Source organism: Falsiroseomonas bella, from assembly GCF_003173615.1.
GTDB classification, from domain to species: Bacteria; Pseudomonadota; Alphaproteobacteria; order Acetobacterales; family Acetobacteraceae; genus Falsiroseomonas; species Falsiroseomonas bella.
Genome location: NZ_QGNA01000002.1, coordinates 177,547 through 191,421, shown reverse-complemented (window position 1 = coordinate 191,421; position 13,875 = coordinate 177,547). Strand labels below are relative to the sequence as shown.

Here is a 13,875-nt window from a genome sequence, read left to right as displayed (position 1 = left end):
GTTCAGTCCCGCGCGCGGAAGCGGAAGCCGATGCCCGGCCGGTCCGGCAGCGCCAGGCTGCCGCCTTCGGGCACCATGTCCTCCTCCAGACGCGCGCGGAGCGCCAGTTGCGCACCGTGCATCTCCAGCAGGCCGCCATGCGCATGCCCGGCCAGAACCGCGGCATTGGCGATGTCCCAGCCGCCGGCATGGGCCACCGGCACGCCATGCGCCTCGGCCAGCGCCATGACGCGCAGCATGGCGGAGATGCCGCCGCAGAAGGCGGCGTTGGGCTGCAGCACGTCCACCGCGCCGGAGGCCAGCGCCCGGCGGAACCAGGCGAGCGAGCCCATCATCTGCCCTGCGCCGATGGGCACGGCCACGCTGCGCCGCAGCTCGGCCAGCGCCTCGATGTCGTTGCCGCGCACCGGTTCCTCGAACCATGCGATGTCGCAGTCGGCGACGCGCTCCGCCAGGCGGCGGGCATCGGCGACGGTCATCGCGCAATTCGCGTCCAGCACGAGCAGCGGCGCGGGCCCGATCGCGTCGCGCACGGCGCGCACCCGCGCCGCGTCCTCCGCCACGCCGCGCCCACCCGCGGCGACCAGCATCTTCACGCCGCGATAGCCTTGCGCCACCGCCGCGCGGCACACATCCACGAGCTTTTCGGTCGTGTAGCCGGGCAGCCCCACTGTGGCGTAGCAGGCCACGGACGCGCGCGCCCCGCCGAGCAGCCGCCACAGCGGTTCGTCCAGAGCCCGCGCGCGCAGGTCCCACAACGCCATGTCCAGCGCCGAGAGTGCGGCGGCGAAGGCGCCGGCGGCGCCGCGCGGATCGAAGCGCGTCGTGAGCAGCGCAACGATCGCCTCGATGCGCCGCGGATCGCTGCCGTGCAGCGCCGGGCCGAAGCCATCGGCGATCAGCGCGGCGACTTGGTTGGCCAGGAAGCGCCCGGTCACGCCCTGCCCGGACAGCCCGTCCTCGGTCGTGACCGTGCAACGCAGGAACGCCGGCGCCTCGAGCCCGGCATAGCCGCTGGCGCCGGCCGGCGGCGTGAGTGTCTCGACCTCGGCCGTCACGCTGCGGATGCGCATCTCGCCTGCTCGTCCGGTTGCTTCGCGGGGGTGATCGCAGGTCGCGCCGGGGCTGGCAACGGGGCCTACCCGGCTGGCGCCGCCATACACATTCGAATACAGCCAGGAGCGCGCCGGCTGCCGGAAGCTGCCTGTGGACAGCAGGTGGGAAGATGGTTATCTCCGATAGGATACGACGAGCCGGGAGACTGCCGATGCGCCGACGCTGCCTCCTCACGACCGCTGCCGCCTTCGGCGTCGTCGCGGCGCCGGCAGTGCGCGCGCAGACAACGCTCACGGTCTTCGCCGCCGCCAGCCTGACCGATGCGCTGCGCGCCCTGGCGCAGCAATGGCAGGCGGCGGGCCATCCGGCGCCGCGCCTGTCCTTCGCCGCCTCCTCCGCCCTCGCCCGCCAGATCGAGCAGGGCGCGCCCGCCGATCTCTTCCTCTCCGCCGACGAGCCCTGGATGGACTATCTCCAGCAGCGCAACCTGATCGCGAACGACACCCGGATCAGCCCACTGGCCAATGCGCTGGTGCTGGTCGTGCCCGCCGACGCCCCGCGGCGCGACATCGCCCTGACGCGGGGCTTCGACCTCGCCGCGCTGCTCGGCGCGAATGGCCGCCTCGCGGTCGGTGATCCCGCGCATGTGCCTGCGGGGCGCTATGCGCGCGCGGCGCTGCAATGGATGGGCCAGTGGGGCGCGCTGGAGCCTCGCCTGGCGCGCGCCGACAATGTCCGCGCCGCGCTGCTGCTGGTGGAGCGCGGCGAGGCGCCCTTCGGCATCGTCTACGCCACCGATGCTGCCGCCACGCGCGGCGTGCGCGTCGCCGCCACCTTCCCCGCCGGCAGCCATCCGCCGGTCAGCTACCCCTTCGCGATCACCCGCCGCGCCGAGGGCAATGCGCAGGCGCGCGACTTCCTGCGCTTCCTCACCGGCGCGGATGCGGCGCCGGTCTGGCAGCGCTTCGGCTTCCAACTGACGCAGTGATGCTGGGCGCGGAGGAGTGGCAGGCCGTCCGGCTGAGCCTGGAAGTCGCCTCCCGCTCCGTTGCGGTCTCGCTGCTGCCAGCGATCGGCGTCGCCTGGCTGCTCGCGCGCGGGCGGTTTCCGGGACGGCTGCTGCTGGACGCGCTGGTGCATCTGCCGCTGGTCGTGCCGCCAGTGGTGGTCGGCTGGGCACTGCTGATGCTGTTCGGCGTGCGGGGCCCGATCGGCGCGCCGCTCAACGACTGGTTCGGCATCCGCCTGGTCTTCACGACGGAAGGTGCCGCGCTCGCCACCGCGGTGATGTCCTTCCCGCTGATCGTGCGGGCGGTGAGGCTCGGGCTAGAAGGTGTCGATGCCGGTCTGGAAGCGGCGGCGCGAACGCTGGGCGCAGGCCCCCTCGATCGCTTTGTCACCGTCACCCTGCCGCTGATGTCGCCGGGAATCCTCGCCGGCGCGGTAACCGCCTTCGCCGCCGGCCTCGGCGAGTTCGGCGCGGTCATCACCTTCGCCTCCAACATCCCGGGCGAGACGCAGACGCTGCCGCTGGCGATCTACACCGCAACGCAGACGCCGGGCGGCGAGGCAGTGGCCGCGCGGCTTGCCGCGATCTCCTTCACTCTGGCGATCGGCGGGCTGTTGCTCGCGGAGCTCATCGCCCGGCGCATGCATCGCTTGCTCGGCCGCGCCTGATGCCGGAGGTCGCGCTGCGCCACCGCTTCGGGCGGGACGGCTTCGCCCTCGATGTCGCCTTCGCCGCTCCCGAATCCGGCGTCACCGCCCTGTTCGGGCCGTCGGGCTGTGGCAAGACCACGGTGCTCTCCGCCGTCGCTGGCCTGCTGCGCCCGGACGAGGGGCGGATCGTCGTCGCCGGCACCACGCTGCTGGACACGCGCGAGAAGTTGTTCCTGCCGCCGGAACGTCGGCGCTGCGGCGTGGTGTTCCAGGATGCGCGGCTGTTCCCGCATCTCTCCGTCGCGACCAACCTGCGCTACGGGCTGCGCCGGGCGCCGCGCGCCGCCGACGGGCCCTGCTTCGAGGACGTCGTCGCGCTGCTGGGCATCGGCCATCTGCTGGATCGCCGGCCCGGCCGCCTCTCGGGCGGCGAGCGGCAGCGCGTCGCGCTCGGCCGCGCGCTGCTGGCACGCCCTCGCCTGCTGCTGATGGACGAGCCGCTGGCCGCGCTGGACGCGCCTCGGCGTGGCGAGGTCCTCCCCTTCCTCGCGCGCCTGCGCGACGCCGCGCGCATCCCGATCCTCTACGTGACTCACGCATTGGAGGAGGTGGACGCGTTGGCGGATCACCTCGTGCTGCTGGAGCATGGCCGCGTGCTCGCCGCCGGACCGGTCGAGGACCTCACCGCGCGCACCGACCTGCCCCTGGCGGCGCGGCGCGATGCCGGCGTGCTGCTGCCCTGCACCGTGCTGGGCAGCGAGAGTGGCCTCACCCGGCTCGGCTTTCCCGGCGGCGTGCTGCTCGCCTCGCTGGAAGGCGGGCCGCCGGGCACGCGGGTGCGCGTGCGCTTGCGTGCGCGCGACATCAGCGTGGCGATCGAGGAGCCGCGCGGCATCTCGACCCAGAACATCCTGCACGCGGTGCTGGCAGAGATCCTGCCCGCCGGCGACGGACCCGAGGAGTTCCTGCGCCTTGCTGTCGGCGAGACGATGCTGCTCGCCCGCGTGACGCGCGACAGCGTCGCGCGCCTCGGCCTGCGGCCCGGGCTCGCGCTCTGGGCGCTGGTGAAGGCGGTCACCTTCGATCATCGGGTGATCGCTGGCCCGCCCTCAACCGATGCGTCTGCCATGCTAGGATTCCCAGCATGACCCGACCGGCAGAACCGGCCCGGCCCGGGGCCGGCGTGTTGAGCCTGCGCATCGACCTGCCCTCCGGCCGCATCGGCCCGGGCAAGATCCGTCTGCTGGAAGCGATCGACCGGGAAGGCTCGATCTCCGCCGCCGGCCGCGCCCTCGGCATGAGCTACAAGCGCGCCTGGGACCTGGTGGATGCGCTGAACAAGCAGTTCGGCACGCCGGTGGTGGAGGCAAGCACCGGCGGCTATCGCGGCGGCGGTGCGATGCTGACCGATACCGGTCGAAACCTGGTGGCGGATTACCGCGCGATCGAACGTGCGGCCCAGCGCGCGGCGGAACCGCGCCTCGCCGCGCTGCTGCAACGCAGCCAGGCCGCGGGCTGAGCCACGCCATGCCGCTGACGCGCCTCACGCCGCCCGAAGCGATGCTGGCCGCCCTGCTGGACGGCGTGGTGCCAGTCGCGGCGCAGCGCCTGCCGGCAGCCGCGGCGCTTGGCCGCATGATTGGCGAGGACCTCCGGGCGTCGGCCCCTTTTCCCCCGCAGGACATCGCGCTGCGCGAGGGTTGGGCGGTATCGGCGGCGGCGACGCTCGGTGCCAGTCCGTATGGGCCGATCCCGCTGACGGAAACGCCGATGCTGCTGCGCGCGGGCGAAGCGCTGCCACCGGGCACGGACGCGCTGCTCGGCCCCTTCGACCTGGAGGAACACCCCTTGCCGCAGGCGCTGCAGGCCGCAGCACCCGGCGACAACATCCGTCGCGCCGGCGAGGATTTTCCGGCTTTGGCGCCGGTCGCCCAGGCGGGACGGCGGCTGCGGGCGCTGGACATCCCTTCCCTGCTGGCCGCAGGCATCGCCGAGGTCGCGGTGCGCGTTCCGCGCGTCACGCTGCTCGATTGCGGCACCGGCCTCGCGCCGATGCTGGCCGCACTCGCCGGGATCGAGGGCGCGGAAATCACCTTGGACGACGCCGCGCCCGATGCCCTGCGGGATGCCGGGGGCGACGCGATCCTCGTCGTCGGCGGCACGGGCGAATCATCCGAAGACCCCGCGCCGCGTGCCCTCGCTGCCGCGGGCACGCTGATGGCACATGGACTTGCCGCGCGGCCAGGCATGGCAACCGCCATCGGCCGCATCGGCGCGGCGCCCGTGCTGCTGCTGCCCGGCCGGGCGGAGGATGCGCTGGCCGCTTGGTGGCTGCTCGGCCGCCCGCTGCTGCGCCACCTTGCCGGCGCCGCGGCGCCGCCGCCGCGCGAAGCACGGCTGGCCCGCAAGGTGGCCTCGACCATCGGCCTCGCGGAACTCGTGCCGCTGCGATTCGCCGAACCGGCCATCGTGGAGCCGCTTTCCGTCGGCGCCCTGCCGCTTGGCGTCCTGTCGCAGGCGGAGGCCCTGCTTGTGGTGCCGCCGGGCGCGGAAGGCTACGAGGCAGGCAGCATGATCGCCTGCGAAGCCCTGTGATGCCAATATCCTCGCCGCGCCCCGACCTGATCGACCGCATCCGCCGCGCCGCGCGGCAGGAACAGTTCCTGCAGGTCGTCACCGCGGAAGAGGCAATGCGGCGGATGCGCGCGTCCTTCCCCTTCGCGCGGATGCCCGCCGAGACGGTGACGCTCGCAGCCGCGCTCGGCCGCGTGGTGGCGGAGCCGATCGCCGCCGCCTGCGACGCGCCCCCCTTCGACCGATCGGCCGTCGACGGCTTCGCGGTGCGCGCCGCCGACACGGTAGACGCGAGCGAGGCGACGCCGCGCCGCCTGGTGCTGAACGCGGAGGTGCTGGCCTGCGGCGTCGCGCCCGCGATCGCCCTGGCGCCCGGCACCGCCACGGCCATCGCCACCGGCGGCATGATCCCGCGCGGCGCCGATGCGGTGGTGATGATCGAGCACACCGAGCTGGACGAAAGCGATCCCGCCACGCCCGCCATATTGCTGAAGCGTGCCGCCGCGCCGGGCGGCTTCATCGGCTTCGCCGGCAGCGACATCGCGCGCGGCGAGGCGCTGCTGCGCGCCGGGGCCGTCGTGACCAGCCGCGAGATCGGCATGCTCGCCGCCGCCGGCCATGCGGAGGTGCCGGTGGTGCGCCGCCCGCGCGTCGCGGTGATCTCCACCGGCGACGAGCTGGCGCCGCCCGGCACGGCCCTGCCGCCCGGCGGCGTCGCCGACAGCAACGCCGCCATCCTCGCCGCCGCCATCGCGGAGAATGGCGGCGATCCGATCCTAATGGGCATCCTGCGCGACGACGAGGCCGCGCTGGAAGCCGCCGTGCGGCAGGCGCTCGCGCACGCCGACATGGTCGTGATGTCCGGCGGCACCAGCAAGGGCGCGGGCGACGTCTCGCACCGCATCCTCTCGCGCCTCGGCGAGCCGGGCATCCTGGTGCATGGCGTGGCGCTGAAGCCGGGCAAGCCGCTCTGCGTCGCCTCGGCCGGCGGCGTGCCGGTGATCGTGCTGCCGGGCTTTCCGACCAGCGCCGTCTTCACCTTCCACGAATTCGCCGTGCCGCTGCTGCGCGCCATGGCCGGCCTGCCACCACGCGCCGAGACGGAGCAAGCCGCGCGGCTCGCCGTGCGGCTGCCGAGCGAGCTTGGCCGCACCGAATACGTCATGGTCTCGCTCGCCGAAGCGGCGGATGGCGCGGGCCTGATCGCCTGGCCCCTCGGCAAGGGCTCCGGCAGCGTCACCGCCTTCTCGCAGGCGGACGGCTTCTTCGCGATCCCGGCGCTCGACCAGGGCGCGGAGGCCGGCGCCACGGTCCAGGTGCGGCTGATCGGCGGCGCGGCGCGACCGCCCGACCTCGTCATCATCGGCAGCCACTGCGTGGGGCTGGATGCGGTGCTCGAGGCGCTGGCTGCCCAGGGCATCCGCGCGCGCACCCTGGCGGTGGGCAGCCTGGGCGGGCTTGCGGCAGCGAAGCGAGGCGAATGCGACCTGGCGCCCGCGCATCTGCTCGATCCGAAAAGCGGCGCCTACAACACGCCCTTCCTCGCGCCGGGGATTCGTCTCGTGCCGGGTTGGCGGAGGCTGCAGGGCGTGGTGTTCCGCCCCGGCGACGCGCGCTTCGAAGGCCTGGAGGGGAAGGAGGCGGTGCGTCGCGCCGCGGCCGATTCCGATTGCCTGCTCGTCAACCGCAATGCCGGATCGGGCACGCGCATCCTGCTGGATGGACTGCTCGGCGGCGCGAAGCCCGCAGGCTACGCGAACCAGCCGAAGTCGCACAACGCCGTCGCCGCCTCCGTCGCGCAGGGACGCGCCGATTGGGGCGTGGCGATCGAAACCGTCGCGCGCGCCTACGGCCTCGGCTTCCTGCCGCTGGCCGACGAGGTCTACGACTTCTTCGTGCCGGAAGCCCGAATCGCGCGGCCGGCGGTCGCGGCCTTCCTGGCAGAACTGCATGCACCGGCCACGCGCGCAAGGTTGACGGCGATCGGATTCACGCCGGCGTGAGCGCCGACGGCCGCGATCACGGGGGATCGCCGGCCGCGATACGGCCCAGCACGCGGTCGGCCGCGGCCAGCGTGATCGCGATATCGTCCTCGGTATGCGCGGCCGAGACATACCAGAGGCCACGCTCGATCAGCCGTACGCCTTCCAGCAGCATCCCGCGACAGAAGGCTTGGTAGGAAGCGCGGTCGTCGGCGGCGACGTGGCGGAACTCGGTGGCGCGCGGCAGCGCGGAGAAGGCCATGTTGAACATCGGCCCCGGCCCCTGCACGCGCAGCTTCAGCCCGTGCCGCACGCCAAGCACCGCCAGCCCGTCGCGCAGCCGCGCTCCCATCGCCGCGATGTGGCGGAGAGCGGCGCCCTCCTCGCGCGCCAGCAACTCCACCGTGGCGAGGCCCGCCGCGACGCAGGCGTTGTTCCCGTTCATCGTGCCGGCGTGATAGGCCGCGCCCGCTTCCAGCGGCGCCATCCAGCGCTGCCGCCCGACAATGGCTGCCAGCGGAAAGCCGGAGCCGAGCGCCTTGCCGAACAGCGCGAGGTCTGGCGTGACGCCGTAATGCGCCTGCGCGCCGCCCAGGCCCAACCGGAAGCCGGTGATGATCTCGTCGAAGATCAGCGCGGCGCCATGCGCGTCGCAGATCTCGCGCAGGCCCTGCAGGAAGCCTGGCACCGGCTCGATGCAGCCCTGGTTGCACATCACCGGCTCCGTGATGATCGCGGCGATCTCGGCGCCCTGCCGCGCCATGACTTGGCGCACCGCATCCAGGTCGTTCCAGGGCAGGCAGACCACATCCGCCGCGGCACTCTCCGCGACGCCGGCGCACCACGGCACCGGCGCGTCGCCGGCGGCATTGCCCGGCGGCGCGACGTTGAACGCCACGCTGTCGAGCCAGCCATGGTAGTGCCCGTCGAACTTCAGGATGCGCTGGCGCCCCGTGACGGCGCGGGCAAGGCGGATGCAGGCCTGTGCCGCCTCCGAGCCGGAGGAGGCGAAACGCACGCGCTCCGCACACGGGATCAGGCGTTGCAGCGCCTCCGCCAGCAGCACCTCCTCCTCGTGCTGGCCGGCGAAGAGTTGCGCCCGCGCCACCGCCCGCTGCACCCGCGCGACGAGCTCGGGATGCGACTGGCCAAGGATGCAAGGCCCCTGCGCGAGGGTGTAGTCCAGCAATTCGTTGCCGTCCGCGTCCCAGATGCGCGCGCCCTCGGCACGCACATAATGCATCGGGTGGAACACGCCGAAGGCGCGGAACTGCGAGGAGACGCCGCCGGCCAGCACCCGGCTTGCGCGCTCATGCCAGGCGCGCGACGCTGCGAAACGCTGGGCCGGATCCTGCATCGGCCTTTCCCCCCTTTGTCGCGCCGAGCTTGGGGAACGGCGGAGAAGCACGTCAATCCCGGCACAGCACGGAACGCACGGCCCATGATCCACGTCATCGCGGTGATCACCACCAAGCCCGGCATGCGCGAGGCGGTGCTGCGCGAGTTCCGCGCGAACATGCCGGCCGTTCATGCCGAGCAAGGCTGCATCGAATACGGCCCCGCCGTGGACGCCGAAGGCGCCGGCGCCATCCAGACCGCCTTCGGCGCCGATAGCTTCGTAGTGATCGAGAAGTGGGAAAGCCTCGCGGCGCTGAAGGCGCATGCCGCCGCGCCGCACATGGCCGCCTATGCGGCGCGCGTGAAGGAGATGATCGCCAGCCGTGTCATTCACGTACTCTCGCCGGCGGGCTGACCCCGCCTACGCGAGAATCGCCAGCGCGTCCGCCGCGCGCACGCCCTCGCCCTCGGGCAACACGAAAAGCGGGTTGATCTCCGCCGTCTCAAGGCGCGCGCCCAGTGCCTCGCCCATGCGGGCGAAGGCCAGCACGGCGTCGAGCAGCGCCGCCACGTCGGCGCGAGGCCGGCCGCGATAGCCGCGCAGCAGCCCCGCGCCGCGCAACTCGTCGAGCATGCCTTCGGCAGCGGCGCGGCCGATCGGCAGCAGGCGCAGCGCCGTGTCGCCGAACAGCTCCGCCGCGACGCCGCCCATGCCGAGCAGGATCGCCGTGCCGAGATGCGGGTCGCGCTGCAGGCCGAGGATCATCTCCACGCCTTCGCGCAGCTGTTCCTGCACCAGCAGCCCCTCCGGGGCGCGGCCGGTGGCGGCCGCCACGCGCGCCAGCATCGCAGCGCCTTCCGCCGCGACATCCTGCGCAGGCACGCCTATGCGCACGCCGCCGACGTCGCTCTTGTGCGCAAGATGCTTCGACAGGGCCTTCAGCACCACGGTGCCGCCGAGGCCCGCGGCGGCGGCCTGCGCGTCCTCGGGCGTCGCGCAAACCACCTCGCGCACCGGCGCAATGCCGAAGCGTGCGAACAGCGCCTTGCTCTCCGCCTCGTCCATCGGGCCGGAGGGCACAGCCTGCACACCCGCCGCCGGGCTCGGTACGAGCGCATGGACCGGCGCCGTGGCGAGGGCCGACAGCATCGTGGCGACCGCTTCCGGCGCGCTCGCGGCCGGGATGCCCTGGCGTTGCAGGGCCGCGCCGATCTGCGGCGCATGCGGGCTGAGATAGGCGATCACCGGCTTGTCGCTGATCGCCTGGCCCGCCGCGATCGCATCCGCCGCGAGCCGCGGCTTTGCCAGCGCGGAGGAGCCGACCACCACGGCCAGCGCGTCATAGCCCGGACTTTCCAGCAGCGCCGCGATGGCGCCGTTCATCACCTCCGGCTTCAAGCCGGCGAGCGTCAGATCGAGCGGGTTCGCCACCGCAGCTTCGCCGGTGAGCTGCGCCAGGCGGTCCGCCGTCGCGGCATCCGGCGGTGGCAGGCTGAAGCCGGCCAGGCCGAAGCTATCGGCCAGCAGGGCGCCGGCACCGCCAGTGGAGGTCAGCACCGCGACGCGACGCCCGCGCGCCACGCGGCGCGTCGCCAAGGCCGCCGCGATGTCGAGCAGGTCGGAGAAGCGATCCGCACGCAGGATGCCAAGCTGGCGGAACAGCGCGTCATAGAGCCGGTCGGCGCCGGCCAGCGCGCCCGTGTGCGAGATCGCGGCCTGCGCACCGGCCTCCGAGCGCCCGACCTTGAAAGCGACGATGCGCTTGCCCGCCGCATGCGCCTTGCGTGCCGCGGCCCGAAAGGCGTCGGGGCGACGCAGCCCCTCGACATACAGCGCGATCACATCCGTCGCCGCATCCTCGGCCAGGTGATCGACAAGGTCCGCCACGTCCAGGTCGGCCTCGTTGCCGGTGGCGACCAGGCTGGAGAAGCCGATGCCCTGCGCCGCGCCGCGCGAGAGCACGGCGCCGAGGATGCCGCCGGATTGCGAGACCAGCGCGATCCGCCCCGCGAAGAATTCCTCCATCTCCAGCGCGCCGGAGGCAGAGAGCACGATGCGGTCGGTGAGGTTGACGAGGCCGATGGTGTTCGGCCCCAGCAGGCGCATCCCGCCCGCCGCCGCCTTCAGCCGCGCCTGGCGCTCGCCGCCCTGCCCGCCGCTCTCAGCGAAGCCGCCGGCCAGAACGATCGCCGCCGCCGTGCCGCGCGTCGCCAGCACACGCACCGCATCCTCGGCGCGATCGGCACCGAGTAGCACGATGCCGACATCCGGCGCCGCTGGCAGGCTCGCCACATCGGGATGGCAGCGCAGACCGCTGATCTCCGCGACGCGCGGATTGACGGGCCAGATCTCGCCACCGAAGCCGTGGCGCTGCAGGTAGCCGACAGGCCGCCCCGTGGTCTTGCTGACATCGGCGGAGGCGCCGATGATCGCGACGCTGCGCGGCCGCAGCAGCCGCTCGAGGCCGCTCATCGCTTCGACTTCTCCAGGAAGCCGGCGACGGAGGCGCGGTGCTCGCCGGTGGTGTAGCACATGGCCTGCGCCTTCGCGCCTTCGGCCAGCACGGCCTCGAAGCTCATCTCCAGCGAGCGATCGAGCACCGACTTCGCCAGCGCCAGCGCCGCCGGCGAGCCGGCGGAAAGCTGCTTCGCCCAGGCCGTGGCGGACTGCAGCAACTCGGCATCGGGCACCACGCGCTCGATCATGTTGATCGCCAGCGCCTCCGCGGCGCCGACGCGGCGGCCGCTGAACACCAGTTCCTTGGCGCGCGCCAGGCCGACGCGACGCGGCAGGAAATACATGCCGCCGCCATCCGGGATCAGGCCGCGGGCGACGAAGCTCATGGTGAAATGGGCGCTCTCCGCTGCCATGACGAAGTCGCAGGCGAGCGCAACATCGCAACCGAGCCCCGCCGCGGCGCCGTTCACCGCTGCGATGGTGGGCTTCGGGAAGCCATGCAGCAGTGCGACGGCGCGATGCGTGCGGCCCTGGCGGCGCCAGCCATTGAAGGCGACCTCCTCGGCCGGCGCGGACAGCCGCTGCTGCATGCCGCGCACATCGCCGCCGGCGCAGAAGGCGCTGCCGGTGCCGGTGACGATCAAAGCCCGCACCGCCGCATCGCCCGCCGCATCCTCCAGCGCGGCGATCATCTCGCCGCGCGTCGCATCGTCGATCGCATTCCGCCGCTCCGGCCGGTCGATGCGGAGCGTGGCGATCCCCTCCTCCACCGCATAGGCGATGGCGGTTCGTTCCGTCATGGCGCAGCCCCTATTCGACGCGAAGATTCGCGCGGTCCACCACGCGCCGCCAGCGGGTCCGCTCCTCAACCAGCAGCGCCGCGAGATCGGCCGGCGTTGCGCTCGGCGCGATCTCGTCCACGCCGTTCTCCACCAGCTTGCGGCGGATGGCGGGTCGGCGAGCGTCGCGTTCAGCGCGCGATGCAGCGTGGCGATCCGCTCGGGCGGCGTGCCTGCCGGGCCGAGCAGCGCATACCAGGTCGCGCTGTCGAGCTCGGGAAAGCCCTGCTCCACGCTGGTCGGCACATCCGGCAGCGCGGCGCTGCGCGTCTTGCCCGCGATCGCCAGCGCGCGCAGCCGTCCCGATGCGATATGCGGCTGCAGCGGCGCGGAGGCGTTGGTGATGATCTCCAGCCGCCCGGCCAGCACATCGGTCAGCGCAGGCCCGGTGCCGCGGTAATGCACCGGTTCCAGCTCCACGCCCAGCACCACGCCGATCATCGCGCCCAGCGCATGGCCGGTGGTGCCGACGCCCGGCGAGCCGTAGCGCATCGGCGTCGGCGACGCCTTCGCCGCCGCCTGAAGCCCGCGCAGGTCGCGGGCGTTCACGCCCGGATTCACGCAGATCACGTTCGGCGCGGCGCCGATATACCCGATGGGCGCGAAGTCCTTCTCGGGGTCGTAGGGCAGGCGCGGCTGCACGAGGGAGGAGATCAGGAAGCTGCCGCTGCCGGCGAGTAGCATCGTGTAGCCATCCGGCTGCGCCTTCGCGACGAGGTCGGTGCCGAGCACGCCGCCCGCGCCGCCGCGATTCTCGATGACGATGGGATGGCCGAGTCGCGCCGCCATGTCCTCCGCGAGCAGGCGCCCGACGATGTCGTTGCTGCCCCCCGCGGTGAAGGGGATGACCAAGCGCATCGCGCGCGTCGGGAAATCGGCGGACTGGGCGCGGGCGAGGCGCGGCAGCGGCAGCGGCAGCAGGGCCGCGAGGGTCAGGGCTTGGCGACGACGCATGATGTGTTCCTCCTCAATCCGCCCGGATGTTGTTCCGCCGGATGACCTCGCCCCACTTCTCGAGCTCACTACGTATGAAGGCGCCGAATTCCTCCGGGCTGTTGCCGCCAGGGATCGCTCCCTGCTGGTTCAGCTTCGCGCGGATCTCGGGATCCTGCAGCGCGGCGATGGCGGCGCGCCGGATCGCGGCCAGCGCCTGCGGCTCGGTACGCGCCGGCGCGACAAGGCCGTGCCAGTTGTTCGCGTCGACGCCAGGATGGCCGAGCTCGCGGAAGGTCGGCACATCCGGCAGCCAGCTCACTCGCTGGGGCGTACCGACCGCGAGCGCACGCATGGTGCCCGCGCTGATATGCGGCAGCAGCACGGGCAGGTCGGCGAATCCAAGCTGCACCTCGTTGCGCAGGATCGCGGTGGAGAGTTGCCCGCCGCTGTTGTACGCGATCTGCACCATGTCGAGGCCAGCCGAAGCGCGCAGCTGCTCGGCCGCCAGATGCGGCATGGATCCGTTGCCGGTGGAGCCGAAGTTGAGCGCCCCCGGACGCGCGCGCGCATCGGCGATCAGGTCCTGCAGCGTGCGATAGGGCGACACCGCCGGCACCACCACCGGCTCCGGCACCAGCACGCCCAGCGTGACAGGCGCGAGATCCTGCAGCGGGTTGTAGGGCGTGCCGCGGCCGAGATTCGGCGAGATCGCAAGGGCCCCCGCGCTGCCGATGCCGAACACATAGCCATCCGGTGCCGCCTTCGCGACAACGTCCACGCCGGTCACGCCGCCGGCGCCGACGCGGTTGTCCACCACCACCGGCTGGCCGAGCGTGTTCTGCATGTGCGGCGCCAGCAGGCGGGCGACGATGTCGCTCGGCCCGCCGGCCGCGAAGGGCACCACGAAGCGCACCGGACGCGTCGGGAAGCGGTCCTGCGCAAACGCCGGCACAGCGACCACAAGGCCGAGCAGCGCGGCGGCAAGGCTCCTGAGCTTCATGGATGTTCCTCCTGCTTGTTGACGTGAAGCGTG

At 73.0% G+C, this 13,875-nt stretch carries 12 protein-coding genes; 7 read left to right on the top strand and 5 right to left on the bottom strand.

Features of this window, described 5'->3' with window-relative positions; genetic code table 11:
* Positions 1 to 2 precede the first annotated feature (2 nt).
* Positions 3 to 1,073 (bottom strand): mandelate racemase/muconate lactonizing enzyme family protein, encoded by a 1,071-nt coding sequence (locus tag DFH01_RS09280; protein ID WP_109870169.1) that lies wholly within the window; start codon positions 1,071 to 1,073, stop codon positions 3 to 5.
* A gap of 194 nt (positions 1,074 to 1,267) precedes the next feature.
* On the opposite strand from DFH01_RS09280, the gene modA reads away from it, so the two are divergent.
* Genes modA through DFH01_RS09250 form a run of 6 tightly spaced genes read left to right on the top strand, consistent with a single transcriptional unit; the run spans position 1,268 to position 7,292 of the window.
* Positions 1,268 to 2,044, top strand: coding sequence for a molybdate ABC transporter substrate-binding protein (modA, locus tag DFH01_RS09275; RefSeq protein WP_109870168.1), 777 nt, complete (start codon positions 1,268 to 1,270; stop codon positions 2,042 to 2,044).
* On the top strand, positions 2,044 to 2,733 hold the full coding sequence (modB, locus tag DFH01_RS09270; RefSeq protein WP_109870167.1) for a molybdate ABC transporter permease subunit: 690 nt from the start codon (positions 2,044 to 2,046) through the stop codon (positions 2,731 to 2,733). The genes modA and modB overlap by 1 nt, the downstream gene beginning before the upstream one ends.
* Positions 2,733 to 3,863: a molybdenum ABC transporter ATP-binding protein gene (gene modC / locus DFH01_RS09265; RefSeq protein ID WP_109870166.1), complete on the top strand. Its 1,131-nt coding sequence runs from the start codon at positions 2,733 to 2,735 to the stop codon at positions 3,861 to 3,863. Before modB ends, modC begins: the two co-directional genes overlap by 1 nt.
* Complete coding sequence (locus DFH01_RS09260) at positions 3,860 to 4,234, top strand: winged helix-turn-helix domain-containing protein (protein ID WP_109870165.1); 375 nt, start codon at positions 3,860 to 3,862, stop codon at positions 4,232 to 4,234. Before modC ends, DFH01_RS09260 begins: the two co-directional genes overlap by 4 nt.
* An 8-nt stretch (positions 4,235 to 4,242) precedes the next feature.
* Positions 4,243 to 5,310 carry a molybdopterin-binding protein gene (locus DFH01_RS09255; protein WP_109870164.1) on the top strand — a complete coding sequence of 356 codons (1,068 nt, stop codon included), beginning with the start codon at positions 4,243 to 4,245 and terminating at the stop codon, positions 5,308 to 5,310.
* The gene (locus DFH01_RS09250) at positions 5,310 to 7,292 is read left to right on the top strand and encodes a molybdopterin biosynthesis protein (RefSeq protein ID WP_109870163.1); all 1,983 of its coding nucleotides are present in this window, start codon (positions 5,310 to 5,312) and stop codon (positions 7,290 to 7,292) included. Before DFH01_RS09255 ends, DFH01_RS09250 begins: the two co-directional genes overlap by 1 nt.
* Before the next feature lie 16 nt (positions 7,293 to 7,308).
* Here the strand turns inward: DFH01_RS09250 and DFH01_RS09245 are convergent, their stop codons facing one another.
* Positions 7,309 to 8,628, bottom strand: coding sequence for an aspartate aminotransferase family protein (locus tag DFH01_RS09245; protein WP_109870162.1), 1,320 nt, complete (start codon positions 8,626 to 8,628; stop codon positions 7,309 to 7,311).
* 84 nt (positions 8,629 to 8,712) lie between these two features.
* Between DFH01_RS09245 and DFH01_RS09240 the strand changes: the two genes are divergently transcribed.
* The gene (locus tag DFH01_RS09240; RefSeq protein ID WP_109870161.1) at positions 8,713 to 9,024 is read left to right on the top strand and encodes a putative quinol monooxygenase; all 312 of its coding nucleotides are present in this window, start codon (positions 8,713 to 8,715) and stop codon (positions 9,022 to 9,024) included.
* A 6-nt stretch (positions 9,025 to 9,030) separates the two neighbouring features.
* Here DFH01_RS09240 and DFH01_RS09235 read toward each other — a convergent pair whose 3' ends face one another.
* The 3 genes from DFH01_RS09235 to DFH01_RS09220 are packed head-to-tail and all read right to left on the bottom strand — an operon-like array spanning position 9,031 to position 13,842.
* Positions 9,031 to 11,082 (bottom strand): acetate--CoA ligase family protein, encoded by a 2,052-nt coding sequence (locus DFH01_RS09235; RefSeq protein ID WP_109870160.1) that lies wholly within the window; start codon positions 11,080 to 11,082, stop codon positions 9,031 to 9,033.
* Positions 11,079 to 12,860, bottom strand: a complete 1,782-nt coding sequence (locus DFH01_RS28685; RefSeq protein WP_233256047.1) for a tripartite tricarboxylate transporter substrate-binding protein — start codon at positions 12,858 to 12,860, stop codon at positions 11,079 to 11,081. Before DFH01_RS28685 ends, DFH01_RS09235 begins: the two co-directional genes overlap by 4 nt.
* A 13-nt stretch (positions 12,861 to 12,873) precedes the next feature.
* Complete coding sequence (locus DFH01_RS09220; RefSeq protein WP_109870158.1) at positions 12,874 to 13,842, bottom strand: Bug family tripartite tricarboxylate transporter substrate binding protein; 969 nt, start codon at positions 13,840 to 13,842, stop codon at positions 12,874 to 12,876.
* Between the last annotated feature and the right edge of the window lie 33 nt (positions 13,843 to 13,875).

What these genes read in the sequence shown, in the direction of transcription:
- DFH01_RS28685 (WP_233256047.1), bottom strand. Translation starts at nt 12,860, where the DNA reads ATGCGTCGTCGCCAAGCCCTGACCCTCGCGGCCCTGCTGCCGCTGCCG.
- DFH01_RS09245 (WP_109870162.1), bottom strand. Translation starts at nt 8,628, where the DNA reads ATGCAGGATCCGGCCCAGCGTTTCGCAGCGTCGCGCGCCTGGCATGAG.
- DFH01_RS09240 (WP_109870161.1), top strand. Translation starts at nt 8,713, where the DNA reads ATGATCCACGTCATCGCGGTGATCACCACCAAGCCCGGCATGCGCGAG.
- DFH01_RS09235 (WP_109870160.1), bottom strand. Translation starts at nt 11,082, where the DNA reads ATGAGCGGCCTCGAGCGGCTGCTGCGGCCGCGCAGCGTCGCGATCATC.
- modC (WP_109870166.1), top strand. Translation starts at nt 2,733, where the DNA reads ATGCCGGAGGTCGCGCTGCGCCACCGCTTCGGGCGGGACGGCTTCGCC.
- DFH01_RS09260 (WP_109870165.1), top strand. Translation starts at nt 3,860, where the DNA reads ATGACCCGACCGGCAGAACCGGCCCGGCCCGGGGCCGGCGTGTTGAGC.
- modA (WP_109870168.1), top strand. Translation starts at nt 1,268, where the DNA reads ATGCGCCGACGCTGCCTCCTCACGACCGCTGCCGCCTTCGGCGTCGTC.
- DFH01_RS09250 (WP_109870163.1), top strand. Translation starts at nt 5,310, where the DNA reads ATGCCAATATCCTCGCCGCGCCCCGACCTGATCGACCGCATCCGCCGC.
- DFH01_RS09220 (WP_109870158.1), bottom strand. Translation starts at nt 13,842, where the DNA reads ATGAAGCTCAGGAGCCTTGCCGCCGCGCTGCTCGGCCTTGTGGTCGCT.
- DFH01_RS09280 (WP_109870169.1), bottom strand. Translation starts at nt 1,073, where the DNA reads ATGCGCATCCGCAGCGTGACGGCCGAGGTCGAGACACTCACGCCGCCG.
- modB (WP_109870167.1), top strand. Translation starts at nt 2,044, where the DNA reads ATGCTGGGCGCGGAGGAGTGGCAGGCCGTCCGGCTGAGCCTGGAAGTC.
- DFH01_RS09255 (WP_109870164.1), top strand. Translation starts at nt 4,243, where the DNA reads ATGCCGCTGACGCGCCTCACGCCGCCCGAAGCGATGCTGGCCGCCCTG.